Source organism: Nitrosomonas nitrosa, assembly GCF_003051105.1.
In the GTDB taxonomy this organism is placed as follows: Bacteria; Pseudomonadota; Gammaproteobacteria; order Burkholderiales; family Nitrosomonadaceae; genus Nitrosomonas; species Nitrosomonas nitrosa.
On the sequence record NZ_QAOO01000002.1, the window covers coordinates 130,108 to 146,794 of the forward strand.

Consider the following 16,687-nt stretch of genomic DNA (forward strand, 5'->3'; position numbering starts at 1 on the left):
ATTTAAGCTTTTATCGGAATACAAACCTTTTTGGAAAATTTTAATTGAATTGTGTCGGTCGATTAGATTCCGGCTTCAGCCCGCAATAGGGCCGCTTTGTCAGTTTTTTCCCAAGTAAAATCAGCATCTTCTCGTCCAAAGTGTCCATAAGCTGCCGTTTTCGCGTAAATAGGACGTAGCAGATCGAGTGTATGGATAATTGCTTTTGGACGTAAATCAAAATGGTGTTCGATAAGCTCGATCAGTTTCTCCTCAGGAATTTTTCCCGTGCCAAACGTTTCAACCATTAAAGAGACGGGACGTGCGACGCCGATAGCATAGGCCACTTGGACTTCACATTTGCTCGCAAGACCAGCGGCAACGATATTTTTAGCAACGTACCGACCTGCATACGTTGCTGATCGATCTACCTTGGAAGGATCTTTGCCAGAAAAAGCCCCGCCTCCGTGATGGGCGGCTCCACCATATGTATCGACAATGATTTTACGGCCAGTTAGCCCGCAATCTCCCATCGGTCCACCAACGACGAAACGCCCGGTAGGATTGATCAGGTATTTGATGTGATCGCTGATCATTTCCTGCGGAAGCACCGGCTTGATGATCTCCTCGATGACTGCTTCGGTGAGCTCTGCGTGAGTTATTTCGGGATCATGTTGAGTGGATATAACGACAGTATCGATATACTGGGGTTTGCCATCGATATATCTGACGGATACTTGAGATTTGGCATCGGGACGCAACCAGGGTAATCGCCCATTCTTTCTCAACTCCGACTGTTTTTCCACCAAACGATGCGCGTAATAAATCGGCATAGGCATTAATTGAGGCGTTTCATTGCAAGCAAAACCAAACATGAGTCCTTGGTCGCCTGCACCTTGATCCATTTCCTCTTCTTTACTGCGATTGACACCTTGGGCGATGTCGGGCGATTGCTTGTTGAATGCCGTTAGAACTGCGCAGGTATTTGAATCGAAACCGATATCGGAGCTGGTATAGCCAATTTTCTTGACAGTCTCGCGCGCGATTACATTGTAATCAACCGATGCATGTGTTGTAATCTCGCCTGACAAAACGATTAGACCCGTACTGCACATCGTTTCGCAGGCTACCCGTGCATTTGCATCTTGACTCAGAATGGCGTCCAGCACTGCATCGGATATTTGATCGGCTACTTTATCAGGGTGTCCTTCGGAAACGGATTCAGAAGTAAAAAGGTATTCGCTCATGTTTTTCTTGATATTTTTAAAGCTGCTCAGTATAACAAATTGTATGAGGTTAAATAAAAGAATAAGAAGGGTGGCATGTGTTACCAAATAAATGAAGAATAAACGAAGAATACTTTTTCTCTGCTGATCAAGCTGAACCGTCAAGCGGAGATATCACTGAAATTTTATGGAGTGATCGCTATTAGCTCCTCATTAACACAACTCACAACATTGTCATAATGATACGTACACGATTTGCTCCGAGCCCCACTGGTTATCTACATATTGGAGGGGCGCGGACTGCCCTTTTTTCATGGGCATATGCTCGCAAACATGGTGGCCAATTTGTTTTAAGGATTGAAGATACCGATCTCGATCGTTCCACCCAGCAATCGGTACAAGCGATACTGGATGGTATGGCGTGGCTGGGGCTGGATTATGATGAAGGCCCCTATTATCAGATGCAGCGAATAGCGCGCTATCATGAAATTGCTGAGCGTTTGCTGCAAGAAGGTTTGGCCTACCGTTGCTATGCGAGTAAAGAGGAGTTGGATCTGCTACGAGAGCAGCAACGTGCCGCCGGATTGAAACCGAGATATGACGGACGTTGGCGTGATTCTAAGCAAACACCGCCCGCTGGGGTTAAGCCAGTGATACGTCTAAAAAACCCTTCCGATGGTCATGTCGTGTTCGAGGACCTCATCAAAGGCAAGATCACGGTCGCTAACAATGAACTGGATGATCTGGTATTGATCAGGAGTGATGGTACGCCTACATACAATTTTGGCGTGGTCGTGGATGATCTCGATATGAATATCAGCCATGTCATTCGTGGTGATGATCATGTCAACAATACACCCCGTCAGATAAATATTCTGAAAGCGCTAGGCGCGCCCGTCCCTCAGTATGCGCATGTGCCGATGATATTGGGTGCGGATGGCGAAAGACTTTCCAAGCGGCATGGTGCAGTCTCCGTGCTCCATTATCGCGAAGAAGGTTACTTGCCTAAGGCCTTTGTCAATTACCTGGCGCGGCTGGGTTGGTCGCATGGCGATGAAGAAATATTCAGCGTCGATCAATTGGTTGAATGGTTTGATCTGACAGCAATCAATCGCTCTCCTGCAAAATTCAATCCGGAAAAATTGCGCTGGCTCAATCAGCATTACCTTAAAAATGAGAATGACTTGCATCTCGCCCAACTGGTCAAACCGTTTCTTGAAAAAGATAATTGTCCGATGCGTGATGAGGATTATCTGTTGCAGGTGATTCAATTGCTCAAAGAAAGAGTGAGTACCGTGAGTGAGCTTGCCGATGCGGCTGTCTATTTTTTTCGTCCGCTTGAACCGTCTCATGAACTCAAGGCGCAATTTTTCAATCAAGAAGCAAAACCCCTCTTGCTTGCATTAATCGATAAATTGGATGCGCTCGAAGTTTGGAATCGCGAATCCATACATGAGGCCATCAAGAATACGGCAACCGCATTCAATGTGAAGCTGCCCAAAATTGCCATGCCTTTACGCGTCGCTGTGACCGGTGAAGCGCAGACACCCTCGATTGATGCAATATTGGCATTACTGGGCAAGAATGAGGTACTCGCACGCATGAAGCAGCAAATTAACCAGTTTCAGGATTGATCTTTGGCTTTACAACGGTAAGGTGCGCCAGTATAATCCACTCTCCTTCAGTCGGGGGTATAGCTCAGCTGGGAGAGCGCTTGCATGGCATGCAAGAGGTCAGCGGTTCGATCCCGCTTATCTCCACCAGTTTCTCTCGATATTTATTATTTTCTGTAGTCCCCATCGTCTAGAGGCCTAGGACATCACCCTTTCACGGTGAGTACAGGGGTTCGAATCCCCTTGGGGACGCCAAATGCTAAAACGACCAGGTTATTATCGGATTGGCTACTAGCCAGATTACCTAAAAGGTTTCTTCCCTCTTTTTACCAGAACGGAATGTGAAAGCGCTGACATTTGCTATTTTGAGACATTTAAGTGATGGCGAATTTCATTCCGGCACGACACTTTCTCAAATTCTAGGCGTGTCACGAGCAAGTATCTCAAATGCACTGCAAAATCTGGACCAATTTGGCTTGATCATTCATAAGATCCAAGGGCGTGGCTATCGCTGGGTTAATCCTGTGCAGTGGCTCGATCGCGAGAAGATTCGAGCTCATCTTGCGCAAGAAGCAGATTACTTTCGCATCCAGATTTTGGATATAACGCAATCGACTAATACACTGATGCTCGATGGCATAGCGAGAAATCTTGCGAGCCATAATGAACTTATCCACGTAGTGGCTGCTGAATTGCAAACGGGTGGACGAGGTCGCCGTGGACGGCAGTGGCATACCGGCTTAGGAGATAGCCTGACTTTTTCCATGGCATGGCAATTTCAGCGAGGTGTGAATGCGCTTTCTGGCTTGAGTTTGGCGGTTGGCGTGGCAATCGTTCGGGCATTGGCGTCAGTCGGGATCAACGAGGTAACGCTGAAATGGCCTAACGATCTTCTGTTTAATTTTAAAAAATTGGGAGGGGTGTTGATTGAGCTACAGGGCGATATGCTCGGGCCGGCAACCGCGGTCATCGGCGTTGGAATTAACCTGCGACTGCCTGCCTACCTCAGGAACAGGATAGACCAAGAAACGGCCGATATCGAGGCTATTATTCATACGTTTCCAGATCGGAATCGGCTATTTGCCGCGCTGTTGACAGCGTTGGCTGAAACACTGAGGATATTTGATCAGCAAGGGTTTCACTATTTTAGAGATGAGTGGGTACGATGCCATGCTTTTGAAGATAAACGGATTGAATTGTATTTGCCTGATGGTACCGTGGAACAGGGTGTTGTGCGGGGCGTGGCGGCAGATGGCTCGCTAGTGGTCAGCACAGTAAAGGGTGAACAAAGTTTCAATGGCGGGGAGATCAGCTTGCGCCGAGTAAGCTGAGAAGCGTGTTCATGCCCTATTTGCTTGTCATCGATTCAGGGAATACTACCATCAAATGGGGGGTACATGATGGGCATGACTGGTACAAACAAGGGCGTATTGCGCAAACCCAGCGAGAATCGTTGAGCGCTGTTTGGCGGTTATTACCGACACCTTCATCCATTGTTGTCTCCAATGTGGCGGGGCCTTCTGCAGAATCGGCTTTGCGTGACGTGCTGTCTGTCTGGAAGATTATTCCCCATTGGGTGACGGCTACTCCCCGTCAGTGCGGTGTGGTAAATCAATACATGGAGCCTGCGCGGCTGGGCTGCGATCGTTGGGCTGCCTTGATTGCAGCCTGGAACATGAAGCGGCAAGGCTGTCTCGTCATCAATGTCGGGACTGCCATGACCGTGGACGTCCTTTCGGATCATGGGGAATTTTATGGCGGAATCATTTTGCCGGGTTTTGCGTCAATGAAACAGTCGCTAACTCAGCAGACAGCGCTATTAACATCGGCAGAGGGCTGTTTCCAGGCATTTCCCAATACCACACACAATGCTATCCACAGTGGAATCATCCATGCTTTGACCGGCGCTATCGAACGGATGCATGCGCTCCTGCTAGCCCGCCTGGGTCACGATAGGCCACTGGAATGTGTTATTAGTGGAGGAGGCGCTGCTTTGTTGCGCCCGCATATTAAAATACCGACTATAATGATCGATTATTTAGTGCTTGAAGGGTTAAGGGTCATTGCTCAAGAAACCACCCCTATCGCTTCATCATAAGAACAAGCGCATGTCTTTATTCCAGAATATTCATTTCTATACGACGGTCAATCATTTGAAAGATCTTCCGCCTGCTACGGGAGTCGAAGTGGCTTTTGCAGGCCGCTCGAATGCTGGGAAATCGAGTGCCATCAATACGCTCACGAGACGTAGCCGTCTTGCTTACGTGAGCAAAACACCCGGCCGCACCCAGCATATTAATTTTTTTCAACTTGCTAATGGCCATTTTCTGGTTGACTTGCCTGGTTATGGCTACGCCAAGGTTCCCCACGCGATTCGTCAGCATTGGGAACAATTACTCAGTACTTATTTGCAGACACGCGCCGCCTTATATGGCATGGTTCTGATTATGGACATTCGCCATCCATTGACGCAGCTTGATTTGCAGATGCTAGAATGGTTCTCCTTAACCCAAAAACCGATCCATATTCTATTAACTAAATCGGATAAACTGAGTCGTGCCCGGGCGATGCAAACCCTGAAAGAAGTGAAGCATTTTTTGAATGAGCATTATCCCCAATGTTCGGTGCAGCTTTTTTCCAGTCTGCTGGTAAGCGGCGTTGATGAAGCAACTGACCGCCTGACGAGTTGGTTCGAGGCGAGTCATAAAGGAAACAACGAGACAATCACAAATTAAAGGCAAAAAAAAACCCCGGTTAAAGGGGAAAAACCGGGGGGGAATCGCCTTATACCAAAGGCCTCGCCTCAGGGAGGGAAGGCGAGAGACGATCAATAACGCATCGCCTAACCATATGAAAGACAATTTCCTGGTAAGTTCCCTATGAATGTTATTTTTTATTTTATATGAGTTGATCATGTCATTTATGAGTCACTTTCCACAAAAAAGAATGCGACGCTTGCGTCGTGACATATTTTCCCGCAGCTTGGTACGAGAAAATCATTTGCGTGCCGATGATTTGATCTATCCTGTATTCGTTCTCGATGGGAAAAAGCGCAAAGAAAAAGTGGCCTCGATGCCGGGAGTTACACGATTAAGTATCGACCTGCTCTTGCCACAAGCAGAAAAGTGCTTGCGACTGGGGATTCCAGCAATTGCTATTTTCCCAGTGATTGACGCTTCACTAAAGAATCTGACTGCTGATGAGGCGCTCAATCCTGACGGCTTGGTACCCCAAGTGGTTAGCCAGTTGAAGAAAAATTTTCCGGAATTAGGCGTGATTACCGACATCGCGCTTGATCCCTACACCAGCCACGGTCAAGATGGATTGATCGATGCCAGTGGGTATGTGATGAATGATGAAACGGTCAGGGTTTTGGAACAACAGGCGGTAGTGCACGCTCGAGCGGGTGCAGATATCGTCGCACCCTCGGATATGATGGACGGGCGGATAGCTGCGATACGCGCGGCGCTAGACAGCAACCAATTTATTCATACCCGCATCCTGGCTTATTCAGCCAAATACGCTTCCAGCTTTTACGGGCCATTTCGTGACGCGGTCGGCTCAGCTGCGAATTTACTTGCTGGCAACAAGTATACTTACCAGATGGACCCCGCCAATTCGGATGAAGCATTATGGGAAGCGGGCCTGGATTTGCAGGAAGGTGCGGATATGATCATGATAAAACCGGGTCTGCCTTATCTCGATATCGTCCGCAGGATAAAGGAAAAATTTGGCGCGCCAACGTTCGTTTATCAAGTCAGCGGTGAATATGCCATGCTCAAGGCGGCGGCGATGAACGGTTGGCTGGATGAAGAGGCGTGTGTCATCGAATCCCTGCTGTCATGCAAACGCGCAGGGGCCGATGCCATATTGACTTATTTCGCCATGGATGTCGCAAGCTGGCTAAGAAAGAATTTGTAATACGCTAAAAGTGCCTGAGAGGCAGAGAAACTTCGTTTTCATGGCCTCTCAGAACAATCGATCCCATAGCTCTTCGATTGCATCGAATTCTTCAGTAGGTAACTCAGCTTCGGGAGGGAGCTGCTCATGAAAAAAGTATTCATTTATCGCGCCTCCCTGCTCTCTGAGGCCTGTTTCTGGGTTGATCCGGGCGGTTATGATACCTTTCGGCGGAGGATAGGTTGCAACAGGGATATCTTTTAGTGCTTTTTCCATATAGCTTATCCAAATAGGAAGCGCAACCCGTCCGCCTGTTTCGTTTCTGCCCAATGGCTTGGGTTCGTCATAACCTACCCATGCAACCGTAACGATATCTTTTTGATAACCGCAAAACCATGCATCAATGAAATTACTGGTTGTCCCCGTTTTTCCGGCAATATCGTTCCGTCCCAATCGTTTTGCCGAAGTGGCGGTTCCTCGCTGAATGACATCCTGCATCATGCTCGTCATTAGAAATGCATTGCGGGGATCGATGACTTGCTTGGCATTTATTCCAGCAACATGAGGTTGAGCCTGCTCGAGAATTCTTCCTTGATCGTCTTCAATTCTGGCTATGAAATAAGGATAAACACGGAAACCGCTATTGGCGAAAGTGGCGTAGCCGACAGCCATCTGCATCGGCGTGGCTGAACCAGCGCCTAGTGCCATGGGGAGGAAAGGAGGATGGCGATTGCTGTCAAAGCCAAAGCGAGTAATGTAATCTTGTGCGTAGCGAATGCCAATGGCCTGGAGAATACGTATGGATGCCAGGTTTTTAGATTGCGCCAGCGCAACGCGCATGCGGATCGGGCCGCTAAACTTGCCATCGAAATTCTTTGGTTCCCAGGATTTGCTGCCTGTTTGTGCCGCATCGAAAAATAAAGGCGCATCATTGATGATCGTGGCAGGCGTAAATCCTTTCTCTAACGAAGCGGAATAAATGAAGGGTTTGAAACTGGAACCAGGCTGCCGCCATGCTTGCGTGACATGGTTAAATTGATTGTGGTTGAAATCGAATCCTCCAATCAACGCCCGAACCCTCCCGTCATTTGGGTCGATCGATACGAGCGCTGCTTCAACTTGTGGAAGCTGAACGATTCGCCACAAATTTTTTTCATTTTTCTGGATTCGAATAACGGCACCCGGGCGGATGCGTTTGTCACCCAATTTAGGATCGTTGGCGAGAAATTTTTTGGCAAATGTAAGTCCCTCTCCTGAAATTCGAACAACTTCCCCATCCTTATGGAATGCGTCGACAGCATTCGCATTAGCTGACAACACGACTGCAACTTGAATATCGTCGCTATCATGAAATGGTTGCAGTGCTTCTTCCAGATTTTTTTTGAGGTCATCATCGTTGACAGGGAGCGTGATAAATGCCTCGGGGCCGCGGTAGCCATAACGATGATCGTAGTCCAGCACACCTTTGCGCAGTGCATGGTAAGCGGCTTCTTGATCGGGTTTGCTGACCGTCGTATAGACTTTTAACCCTCGTGTATACGCTTCGTCGCCAAAACGTTGGTAAATAACCTGGCGTGCCATTTCGACCAGGTAATCGGCAGGCATTGCATAGTTTCGTGTTTGACGATGAATAGCCACCGGCTGCTTCTCGGCCATGGCAAATGCTTCGCTGGTAATCATACCGAGCTCGTGCATTCGCCTTAAAACATAACGCTGACGTATTTTTGCACGTTTCGGATTAACGACGGGGTTGAACCGCGAGGGAGCCTTGGGCAGCCCTGCGAGCATGGCAGCTTCGGCTAAATTGATAGCGTTCAGTGGCTTACCGAAGTAGGTCTGAGCCGCGGCTGAAAAGCCGTAGCTTCTTTGGCCGAGGTATATTTGATTAATGTAGAGCTCCAGGATTTTATCTTTGCTCAAACTGTGCTCAATCTTGAATGCAAGCAGGGCCTCGCTGAATTTCCTGGTCAAGGTTTTTTCCTTGGTCAGGAAAAAATTACGCGCGACTTGCATCGTTATGGTACTTGCGCCTTGCAAGGCGCCGCCCCCCACAAAATTGGAGTAGGCCGCCCGTAATACCCCAATGTAATCGACGCCACCATGTTGGTAAAAGCGATCGTCCTCAGCAGCGAGGATGGCTTGCTTGAGAAAAGTGGGGGTTTCGTCGATTCTAACAAAATCCCTGCGTTCTTCTCCGAATTCACCGATCAGCAATCCCTCCGCGCTATATATCCGTAGCGGGATCTTGGGCCGGTAATCTGTCAGCACTTCCAGGGAAGGCAGGGTGGGAATGATGACAAGTGCAGCGAAAACGATGAGCAAAATACCGATCGAACTGATTGCCAGCACTGCTAGAAAAGGGTAGGTCAGCCAACGAAATATCATGAGAAGCAAATTAAGTAGGTGAGATAAAAAATTAAATTCAATCTCTCATTATAGAGGGTATATCTACTGTTTTTATACAAATCAAGCTGCTTGAGAATTTGTCAGAATGTGACTTAGTTCAGTGATACGTAAAAAAATAAGTCCAGAACCTGTAAAGGTTGCAATGAAGAATATCGTTATATAGGTGAGTTCTTTATCCTGGTGATGAAACCGTTCAACTTTAAGGTATCGTTTCCCATAAAGCAATGTTGAATAAACGTTTTGATTTTAATTTTTTCCCCACGCGATCATCCCGCCTCTTGGGTGTGGATATCAGCTCATCCTCCATAAAAATGGTCGAGCTTGCCATGGTGAATAAAAATAAAGGCTTGTTGTGTCTGGAGCGCTATGTCATAGAGCCGATTTCCAAAGAAGCCATCCTGGATGGCAGCATCAGTAACCTGGAAGTTGTCGGAGAGGGCATCCGGCGCGCCTGGCAGCGCATGGGGACGAGGGTCAAGCATATCGCGCTTGCACTTCCTGCTGCGGCTGTATTTACCAAGCGGATTAACGTACCGGCGGGTCAACGTGAAGATGATCTGGTTTTTCAAGTTGAAACCGAAGCCAATCAATATATTCCTTTTGCATTGGATGAGGTCAATCTGGATTTTCAGGTGGTGCGACCTGTACCTGAACATCCAGACGAAGTCGAAGTGATGATTGCCGCGTCACGCAAAGACAAAGTGGAAGATCGGGTTGCAGCCGCTCTGATTGCGGGGCTAAAAACTGAAATCATGGACGTCGAGCATTTCGCCGCGCAAGCAGCATTCGAGTTGATTGAACGTCAGTTACCCGACGGGGGCAAGGATCAAGTCATTGCACTAATCGATATCGGTGCGAACGTAACGCATTTGAATGTGCTCCACAATGGCGAGTCCATTTATTCCCGTGATCAACCGTTTGGCGGTATCCAGTTAACCCAGGAGATTCAGCGCCACTTCAACTTGTCCTATGAGGAAGCGGAGACAGCAAAGCTCAAGGGGAATTTGCCCGATAGCTACGCGACCGAAGTACTCCAGCCTTTCTGTGAGGCGCTTGTGTTGGAGATTACCCGCGCGCTGCATTTTTTTTATACTTCGACCGCTTATACCCAAGTTAACTATATTTTTCTTTCGGGCGGCTGTGCACCGATCCCTGGCTTGGACGAAATCGTGGCCGAGCGCGCCCATGCGATTACTAAAATTGTCAATCCATTTACCAGCATGGAATTGTCCAATCGTATCGCCCCGCGGCAATTAAAAGCGGATGCGCCCTCGCTGATGATTGCTTGTGGGCTTGCAATGCGGAGCTTCGATCCATCATGATACGCATCAATTTGCTACCTCACCGCGAAATCAAACGCAAAGCAAAACAACAACAGTTTGCCGTACTGGCTGGGATCACATGCCTTCTGGGGGCGGCGATTGTCTGGGGTGGAGATGAAATGATCTCCGGCAAAATCGAATACCAGAATGAGCGTAACCGCTATTTGCAGGGGCAGATTGCCATCCTTGACAAACAGATTGAAGAAATTAAACAAATCAAGCAGCAAATTGATGAAATGCTGGCGCGCAAAGAGATCATAGAAACACTCCAAGCCAATCGGACCCATGTCGTGCATATATTGGATCAGGTTGCCAGGTTGATGCCGGACGGTGTTTATCTCAAGAGCATCAAACAGACCGATCAGCACATTCACCTATCCGGTTACGCGCAATCAAATGCTTGGGTGTCGACGCTCATGCGAAATCTCGATGCATCGTCCAGGTTTGAATCGCCCTTATTGATCGAAATTAAGGCAGTGACCGTCAACAATGCGCGTTTGAACGAATTTGACCTGAAGGTGAGGCTGGTGGAGCCTTCGGATAAGCAGGCGAATGAGCTTATATCATCGAATAGTTATAATTAGCTGAAGAGGTTGATTGCAATGAATTTATTGGAAGAGCTGCGATTGCTTGATCCCAATGACCCAGGTAGTTGGCCGGCCCCGATCAAGGCGGGGACATTGGCCATTTTGCTGACCGTCATCATCGTTATCGGCTACTTGCTCATTTGGCAAGGGCAATGGGAAATCTTGGAAAACGCAGAGAACGAGGAAACAACCCTTAAAGAAACTTATCTGATCAAAAAGAGAAGTGCCGTCAATTTGGATAGCCTGCGGCAGCAGTTACAAGAAATTGAGCGCTCGCTCAGCGTGATGCTCAAGCAATTGCCGAACAAATCGGAGCTCGATACCTTGTTGGTGGAGATCAATCGGGCGGGCCTGGGCAGAGGGTTGCAATTCGAACTTTTCAAGCCTGCTGCTCATGAAACGATCAAGGAGTTTTATGCCGAGCTACCCGTGACCGTCCGGGTAACAGGCAGCTACCATGACATCGGCGCTTTTGCCAGCGATATATCCCGCATGCCCCGCATCGTCACACTCAACGATATCGATATCGCGCCTGGTAAAGAGCAACATCTGGTGTTGAATGCCACCGCGAAAACATTTCGCTATCTCGACGAGGACGAACTCCTGCAGCAGAGTAGCCAGAATAACGGGGAGAACAAATGATCAAGCAGCTCCGCTTTTCATTGTTGCTGTGTGCGTTGTTATTCATCGTTTCTGCATGCAGTGAAGGCACCTACAGTGATCTTGAAGAATTTGTAAACAAATCGGGTGAGGGCTTACAAGGTAAGGTTGATCCGCTTCCGGAAATTAAATCGTTCATCCAATTTACTTATCAAGCCTTCGATATTCCGGATCCTTTCAGCCCCCGTAAAAACCAAGTCAAGGAAAGCCGCAATATGCTCCAGCCCGATCTAAAACGACCTAAAGAATTGCTGGAACAATTTCCGCTGGAAAATCTGACGATGGTAGGCACACTGCAGCGAGACAAACATATTTTTGCGTTGATCCGAACCGCTGACAATACGGTGCACCGGGTCAAAATTGGCAATTATTTGGGCCAGAATTACGGGTTGATTACCGGTATTTCCGACACGGAAATCAAATTGAAAGAGATCGTCCAGGACAGTGCCCATGAATGGACCGAGCGTTTCAGCACGCTGATGTTGCAAACCCAGGAGCAGAAAATATGAAACGATCGATAGCAAGCAAGTTTTTTCTAGGCTGGGGATGGGCGGCGCAATGGGTGATGTTGTTGCTATTTTGCCAGTGGCCGGTTTTTGCCACAGACAGATTTATGCAGGAAACATTGCTAGACCGGAATAGCATCAATGAAATCGATGTAACCCGTCAACGAAACAGACAAATTATTGTGAAAGTAGCGCTGGATCAGCCGCTTGCGGCGCCACCCGCGGGCATCACGCTCACTCAGCCCGATAGGATTTTTTTCGATTTTGCCAACACAGTGAATGCGCTAGGCAAAAACATACATGAAGTGGGCGAAGAAGATTTGCGAAGTATTCACTTTGCGCAAACCGATCATCGCACCCGCATGGTAATGAACCTGTCAAAACCGATGACCTATGAGACCCGGGTGAACGGAGACCATTTGCTCATCGTGCTGACTGGAATGGGTTATGCCGAAGCAAGCCCTGCAGCGCCTCCTCCCGTCAGCAGCCCTCTGGCCGATAGGCAGGAAAGGCAATTGTTGAGTTTGCAAGATATCGACTTCAAGCGTGGGCCGAATGGAGAAGGCCGCATCGAGGTCGATCTCTCGATGCCGGGTGCGGGAATCGACGTTCGCCAGCAGGGTAATCGTATTGTCGTCGAATTCCTCAAAACCTATTTGCCGCCAAATTTAGAACGACGTCTGGATGTGGTGGATTTTGCCACACCGGTACAAATCATCGAGACTTCGATAAAAGAGCACAATGTGCAGATGGTGGTCGAGCCTAAAGGGCGCTGGGAGCATACTTCATTTCAAGCAGGTACCAAATTCGTATTGGACGTTAAACCGGTTGCCGAAAACGGAGATGTTCCCGTACACAAAAAATTGATTACCGGGGGCTATACCGGTGAGAAGCTTACGCTCAATTTTCAGAACGTGGAAGTACGCGCGATATTACAAGTGCTCGCTGATTTCACCAATCTGAACATCATTGCGAGTGATTCCGTGAAAGGTTATCTCACTTTGCGTCTGAAAGATGTGCCCTGGGATCAGGCATTGGATATCGTATTGCAGTCGCAAGAGCTCGATAAGCGCAGAGTAGGCAATGTTATTTTTGTCGCGCCGCGGGAAGAGCTGACTGCCCGCGAGAAGCTCGATCTGGAATCGCGCCAGCAGATAACCGAATTGGAGCCGTTGCAAACCGAGACATTCAAATTGAATTATCGAACGGCAAGTTCGATCCCGCTCAAGGGTATTTTAAGCCAACGCGGAACCGTAGAGATCGACGATATCAGCAATACCCTCACGGTAACGGATGTCCCGGCCAGGCTTGCCGAGGTCGCCAAGTTTCTTGCGGGGCTCGATACCTCCGTACGGCAGGTGATGATCGAAGCACGCATTGTCGAAGCGACAGATTCTTTCAGCCGTAACCTGGGTGCACGGTTCGGCGTGCAGAATGCAAGTCGGATCGGGGGCCGGAACCTTGGTATTTCCGGCAATCTCGACAGTTCCAGCGCCTTGGCTGCAGGCGCGCCGCCTGGCGGTGGCCAAAATCTCAACGTGAATTTGCCGGCGGCAGCCGTTGCAGGTGCGGCTGGCGGGCCAGCGGCGCTGGGACTGAGTCTGATCAAAATCAACAATGGTTCATTGATCAATTTGGAACTATCCGCACTGGAGACGGATAGCAAAGGCAGAATCATCGCCAGCCCGCGACTGGTCACCGCCAACCGGGTGGAGGCAACCATCGAACAAGGAACAGAAATTCCGTTCCAGATTGTCAGCCAATTGGGTAGACCGCAGATTCAATTCAAAAAGGCGGTACTGGCGCTCAAAGTAACACCCCAAATCACCCCTGATGACAATATCATTATGAGGCTGCAAGTTAATCAAGATACGCGCGGTACGGATACCCCTGCCGGACCGGCAATCGATACCAAGCAAATCACTACGGAAGTATTGGTGGAAAATGGGGGTACTGTCGTGATCGGCGGGATTTTCGAACGTACGGAGCGGCAAACGACCAACAAAATCCCCTTTCTGGGCGATGTACCTATTCTCGGTAATGTTTTCAAGAATAGCGCTCGCCGAGATGACAAACGGGAATTGCTGATTTTTGTGACCCCGCGTATCTTGAATGACAATTTGAGCGTGATGCAATAACGGTGCTTGATCGATTGCGGTAACACGCCCTGATCAGGTTTCTTCCTTCACGCTGAACCCGAGTTGCCGCCAAGCTTCATAGACCACGATGGATACCGCATTGGCCAGATTCAGGCTGCGGCGTCCTGGCAACATCGGAATGGATAAGCGATGGTCATCCGGAAAACGTTCCAGTACTTCCTTTGGCAATCCGCGGCTTTCCGAGCCAAACAGAAAAGCATCGTGCGGGGAATAACTGACTTGATCATAGCGTCGTTTCCCTTTGGTCGTTACAGCGAAAAGACGACGATCAGTCAGGCTGTGGCGACATTCCTCCCAGTTGGTATGTAATGCGAGATGGGCAAATTCATGGTAATCCAGTCCGGCGCGTAACAACTGCTTGTCGTTCAGCTGAAAACCCAGTGGCTTGACCAGATGCAGCGTTGCGCCGGTATTGGCGCAGAGCCGGATGATATTGCCGGTATTGGGCGGAATCTCAGGTTGATAGAGAATGACGGCCAGCATAGGATGGATTCATGAAAGCGGTGGATGGGCAGCGACGCCGTGCAAGGCAGGGGAAGGTGCTCGGGCAATGACCCAGATGCTGATTTCGCTGGCCCCTTGCTGGCGTATTGTTTTTGCCAGTTCATGCAAGGTTGCGCCGCTGGTCATGACATCGTCCAGAAGGGCAACATGTTGACGCTCGAGGCAAGTGGTGCAGGTAAAAGCATGGCGCACGTTGCTGTGCCGTTTTTTCCAAGGCAGTGTCGTTTGAGAGGGCGTGTCCTTGTTGCGAACACATACTTGGGGCAGCAAAGGAATACCCATACGTCTGGAGAGCTGACGGCCAATTTCCGCAGTCTGATTAAATCCCCTTTCTTTCAGCTTGTTCGTGTGCAACGGCACCGGAATGATGCAATCGGGCAGGGGAAAGGCAAGCAGTTTGGGGAGCAGCAGATCGGCTAAAATGGGCGTCAAGGATAGGTCACCCCGATATTTCAACCTGTGAATCAGTGCGTCGACCGGGAAAGCATACTGCAAGGCAGCGAATGCGCGATCCCATGCAGGAAGCGCTGTCAGGCACGCGCCACACAGGCGCGAGTCCTTCGAGGGCAGTAAGCATCCAGGGCAATGATCCGTTATCCAATGCGGCAGGCTGTCCTGGCACGCGTCACATAAATTACCCTCGCAAGCGGCCAAGCAAAGTGTGCAGTGCCTTGGCCGGAACAGATGCTTAAAATTTAATCGCTTGTTTAAAAATGATGAAAGAAAATTTGACAATTAAAGCTCGATCCTTGATGATGCCGGGCACGCAATTATAGAGAGAATAAGGTCATCTGACTGCAAATTATGATTGAATCTAGCACGAAACCGGCAAAATCCACTTCCATTGACAGAACGGCGGCACTTGGCGCCCAGTGCGGCCATGCCCATGAGAGGTCTACGTGGCAGATTACGCAAGTCCAGTCGCTACTGGATATGTCCTTTAACGATTTGATACACCAGGCACAGACTGTTCACCGGCAATATCATGATGCGAACACCATTCAGTTATCTACCCTGATATCTGTCAAAACAGGCGGCTGCCCCGAAGACTGCGGCTATTGCCCACAAGCCGCACGCTATCATACCGGTGTCGAGAACCAGGATATGCTTTCATCCGATACCGTGGTCGAGGCGGCGCTGGCAGCCAAAGCCGAAGGTGCGACGCGTTTCTGCATGGGCGCGGCCTGGCGCGGGCCCAAGCAACGGGATATCGACCGCATGACCGAAATCATCGAAGCCGTGAAAGCGCTGGGGTTGGAAACCTGCGCGACGTTGGGAATGCTGAAACCAGGCCAAGCCGAGCAACTCAAACAGGCTGGATTGGATTATTACAACCACAACCTGGATACTGCACCCGAATTCTATGGTGAAATCATCACCACGCGGGATTACCAGGATCGCCTCGATACGCTCGAGCAAGTCCGCAAGGCCGGTATCCATGTCTGCTGCGGCGGCATTGTGGGAATGGGAGAATCCCGGCTGGCACGCGCCGGTCTGATCGCGCAGCTGGCAAACATGGATCCTTATCCCGAATCGGTACCGATCAATTATCTTGTGCAAGTCGAAGGCACGCCCCTTTATGGCACGGAAGCGCTCGATCCCTTCGAGTTTGTGCGGACCATTGCAGCTGCGCGCATCACCATGCCCAAGGCGATGGTCAGATTGTCAGCCGGTAGACGGGAAATGTCCGAAGCGGTGCAAGCGCTGTGTTTTCTAGCAGGGGCCAATTCGATCTTTTATGGAGATAAGTTGTTGACGACGGGTAATCCGGAAACCGACAGCGACAAAGCGCTGTTTGAAAAACTGGGGTTAAACGCCTTATAAA

The 16,687-nt window shown here is 49.3% G+C and carries 15 protein-coding genes and 2 tRNA genes; 13 read left to right on the forward strand and 4 right to left on the reverse strand.

Going from position 1 to position 16,687, the window contains the following annotated elements:
• Nucleotides 1-62: 62 nt before the first annotated feature.
• Entirely contained in the window at nt 63-1,226 is a 1,164-nt protein-coding gene (metK, locus tag C8R30_RS01560) for a methionine adenosyltransferase (protein ID WP_090665820.1), read from the reverse strand.
• A 218-nt stretch (nt 1,227-1,444) separates the two neighbouring features.
• Between metK and gltX the strand changes: the two genes are divergently transcribed.
• The 7 genes from gltX (at nt 1,445) to hemB (ending at nt 6,739) form a co-directional block, all read left to right on the forward strand.
• Nucleotides 1,445-2,839 carry a glutamate--tRNA ligase gene (gene gltX / locus C8R30_RS01565; RefSeq protein WP_107783171.1) on the forward strand — a complete coding sequence of 465 codons (1,395 nt, stop codon included), beginning with the start codon at nt 1,445-1,447 and terminating at the stop codon, nt 2,837-2,839.
• 53 nt (nt 2,840-2,892) lie between these two features.
• Nucleotides 2,893-2,968, forward strand: a tRNA-Ala gene (locus C8R30_RS01570).
• A gap of 29 nt (nt 2,969-2,997) precedes the next feature.
• Nucleotides 2,998-3,073 (forward strand) — tRNA-Glu (locus C8R30_RS01575).
• A gap of 86 nt (nt 3,074-3,159) precedes the next feature.
• Entirely contained in the window at nt 3,160-4,149 is a 990-nt protein-coding gene (locus C8R30_RS01580; protein WP_090665712.1) for a biotin--[acetyl-CoA-carboxylase] ligase, read from the forward strand.
• 11 nt (nt 4,150-4,160) lie between these two features.
• Complete coding sequence (locus C8R30_RS01585) at nt 4,161-4,916, forward strand: type III pantothenate kinase (RefSeq protein ID WP_107789373.1); 756 nt, start codon at nt 4,161-4,163, stop codon at nt 4,914-4,916.
• Between the two features lie 10 nt (nt 4,917-4,926).
• Nucleotides 4,927-5,553 (forward strand): ribosome biogenesis GTP-binding protein YihA/YsxC, encoded by a 627-nt coding sequence (gene yihA / locus C8R30_RS01590; protein WP_107783173.1) that lies wholly within the window; start codon nt 4,927-4,929, stop codon nt 5,551-5,553.
• Between the two features lie 178 nt (nt 5,554-5,731).
• The gene (gene hemB / locus C8R30_RS01595; protein ID WP_107789400.1) at nt 5,732-6,739 is read left to right on the forward strand and encodes a porphobilinogen synthase; all 1,008 of its coding nucleotides are present in this window, start codon (nt 5,732-5,734) and stop codon (nt 6,737-6,739) included.
• Between the two features lie 48 nt (nt 6,740-6,787).
• Here hemB and C8R30_RS01600 read toward each other — a convergent pair whose 3' ends face one another.
• Nucleotides 6,788-9,103, reverse strand: a complete 2,316-nt coding sequence (locus C8R30_RS01600; protein ID WP_107783247.1) for a penicillin-binding protein 1A — start codon at nt 9,101-9,103, stop codon at nt 6,788-6,790.
• A gap of 245 nt (nt 9,104-9,348) precedes the next feature.
• On the opposite strand from C8R30_RS01600, the gene C8R30_RS01605 reads away from it, so the two are divergent.
• Genes C8R30_RS01605 through C8R30_RS01625 form a run of 5 tightly spaced genes read left to right on the forward strand, consistent with a single transcriptional unit; the run spans nt 9,349 to nt 14,337 of the window.
• Nucleotides 9,349-10,446 carry a pilus assembly protein PilM gene (locus C8R30_RS01605; protein ID WP_090665706.1) on the forward strand — a complete coding sequence of 366 codons (1,098 nt, stop codon included), beginning with the start codon at nt 9,349-9,351 and terminating at the stop codon, nt 10,444-10,446.
• On the forward strand, nt 10,443-11,030 hold the full coding sequence (locus tag C8R30_RS01610) for a PilN domain-containing protein (RefSeq protein ID WP_107789374.1): 588 nt from the start codon (nt 10,443-10,445) through the stop codon (nt 11,028-11,030). Before C8R30_RS01605 ends, C8R30_RS01610 begins: the two co-directional genes overlap by 4 nt.
• 18 nt (nt 11,031-11,048) lie before the next feature.
• Nucleotides 11,049-11,675 carry a type IV pilus inner membrane component PilO gene (locus C8R30_RS01615; protein WP_107789375.1) on the forward strand — a complete coding sequence of 209 codons (627 nt, stop codon included), beginning with the start codon at nt 11,049-11,051 and terminating at the stop codon, nt 11,673-11,675.
• Entirely contained in the window at nt 11,672-12,202 is a 531-nt protein-coding gene (locus C8R30_RS01620) for a pilus assembly protein PilP (RefSeq protein ID WP_090665700.1), read from the forward strand. The genes C8R30_RS01615 and C8R30_RS01620 overlap by 4 nt, the downstream gene beginning before the upstream one ends.
• The gene (locus C8R30_RS01625; protein ID WP_107789376.1) at nt 12,199-14,337 is read left to right on the forward strand and encodes a type IV pilus secretin PilQ; all 2,139 of its coding nucleotides are present in this window, start codon (nt 12,199-12,201) and stop codon (nt 14,335-14,337) included. The genes C8R30_RS01620 and C8R30_RS01625 overlap by 4 nt, the downstream gene beginning before the upstream one ends.
• Nucleotides 14,338-14,370: 33 nt before the next feature.
• Here the strand turns inward: C8R30_RS01625 and trmL are convergent, their stop codons facing one another.
• Nucleotides 14,371-14,841, reverse strand: a complete 471-nt coding sequence (gene trmL, locus C8R30_RS01630; protein ID WP_090665695.1) for a tRNA (uridine(34)/cytosine(34)/5-carboxymethylaminomethyluridine(34)-2'-O)-methyltransferase TrmL — start codon at nt 14,839-14,841, stop codon at nt 14,371-14,373.
• Between the two features lie 9 nt (nt 14,842-14,850).
• The gene (locus C8R30_RS01635; protein ID WP_258191907.1) at nt 14,851-15,516 is read right to left on the reverse strand and encodes a ComF family protein; all 666 of its coding nucleotides are present in this window, start codon (nt 15,514-15,516) and stop codon (nt 14,851-14,853) included.
• Nucleotides 15,517-15,666: 150 nt separating this feature from the next.
• Here C8R30_RS01635 and bioB point away from each other — a divergent pair, with 150 nt between their 5' ends.
• Nucleotides 15,667-16,686: a biotin synthase BioB gene (gene bioB, locus C8R30_RS01640; RefSeq protein ID WP_107789378.1), complete on the forward strand. Its 1,020-nt coding sequence runs from the start codon at nt 15,667-15,669 to the stop codon at nt 16,684-16,686.
• The last annotated feature ends 1 nt before the right edge of the window (nt 16,687 follow it).

What these genes read in the sequence shown, in the direction of transcription:
- metK (WP_090665820.1), bottom strand. Translation starts at nt 1,226, where the DNA reads ATGAGCGAATACCTTTTTACTTCTGAATCCGTTTCCGAAGGACACCCT.
- gltX (WP_107783171.1), top strand. Translation starts at nt 1,445, where the DNA reads ATGATACGTACACGATTTGCTCCGAGCCCCACTGGTTATCTACATATT.
- C8R30_RS01585 (WP_107789373.1), top strand. Translation starts at nt 4,161, where the DNA reads ATGCCCTATTTGCTTGTCATCGATTCAGGGAATACTACCATCAAATGG.
- yihA (WP_107783173.1), top strand. Translation starts at nt 4,927, where the DNA reads ATGTCTTTATTCCAGAATATTCATTTCTATACGACGGTCAATCATTTG.
- hemB (WP_107789400.1), top strand. Translation starts at nt 5,732, where the DNA reads ATGTCATTTATGAGTCACTTTCCACAAAAAAGAATGCGACGCTTGCGT.
- C8R30_RS01600 (WP_107783247.1), bottom strand. Translation starts at nt 9,103, where the DNA reads ATGATATTTCGTTGGCTGACCTACCCTTTTCTAGCAGTGCTGGCAATC.
- C8R30_RS01605 (WP_090665706.1), top strand. Translation starts at nt 9,349, where the DNA reads ATGTTGAATAAACGTTTTGATTTTAATTTTTTCCCCACGCGATCATCC.
- C8R30_RS01610 (WP_107789374.1), top strand. Translation starts at nt 10,443, where the DNA reads ATGATACGCATCAATTTGCTACCTCACCGCGAAATCAAACGCAAAGCA.
- C8R30_RS01615 (WP_107789375.1), top strand. Translation starts at nt 11,049, where the DNA reads ATGAATTTATTGGAAGAGCTGCGATTGCTTGATCCCAATGACCCAGGT.
- C8R30_RS01620 (WP_090665700.1), top strand. Translation starts at nt 11,672, where the DNA reads ATGATCAAGCAGCTCCGCTTTTCATTGTTGCTGTGTGCGTTGTTATTC.
- C8R30_RS01625 (WP_107789376.1), top strand. Translation starts at nt 12,199, where the DNA reads ATGAAACGATCGATAGCAAGCAAGTTTTTTCTAGGCTGGGGATGGGCG.
- trmL (WP_090665695.1), bottom strand. Translation starts at nt 14,841, where the DNA reads ATGCTGGCCGTCATTCTCTATCAACCTGAGATTCCGCCCAATACCGGC.
- bioB (WP_107789378.1), top strand. Translation starts at nt 15,667, where the DNA reads ATGATTGAATCTAGCACGAAACCGGCAAAATCCACTTCCATTGACAGA.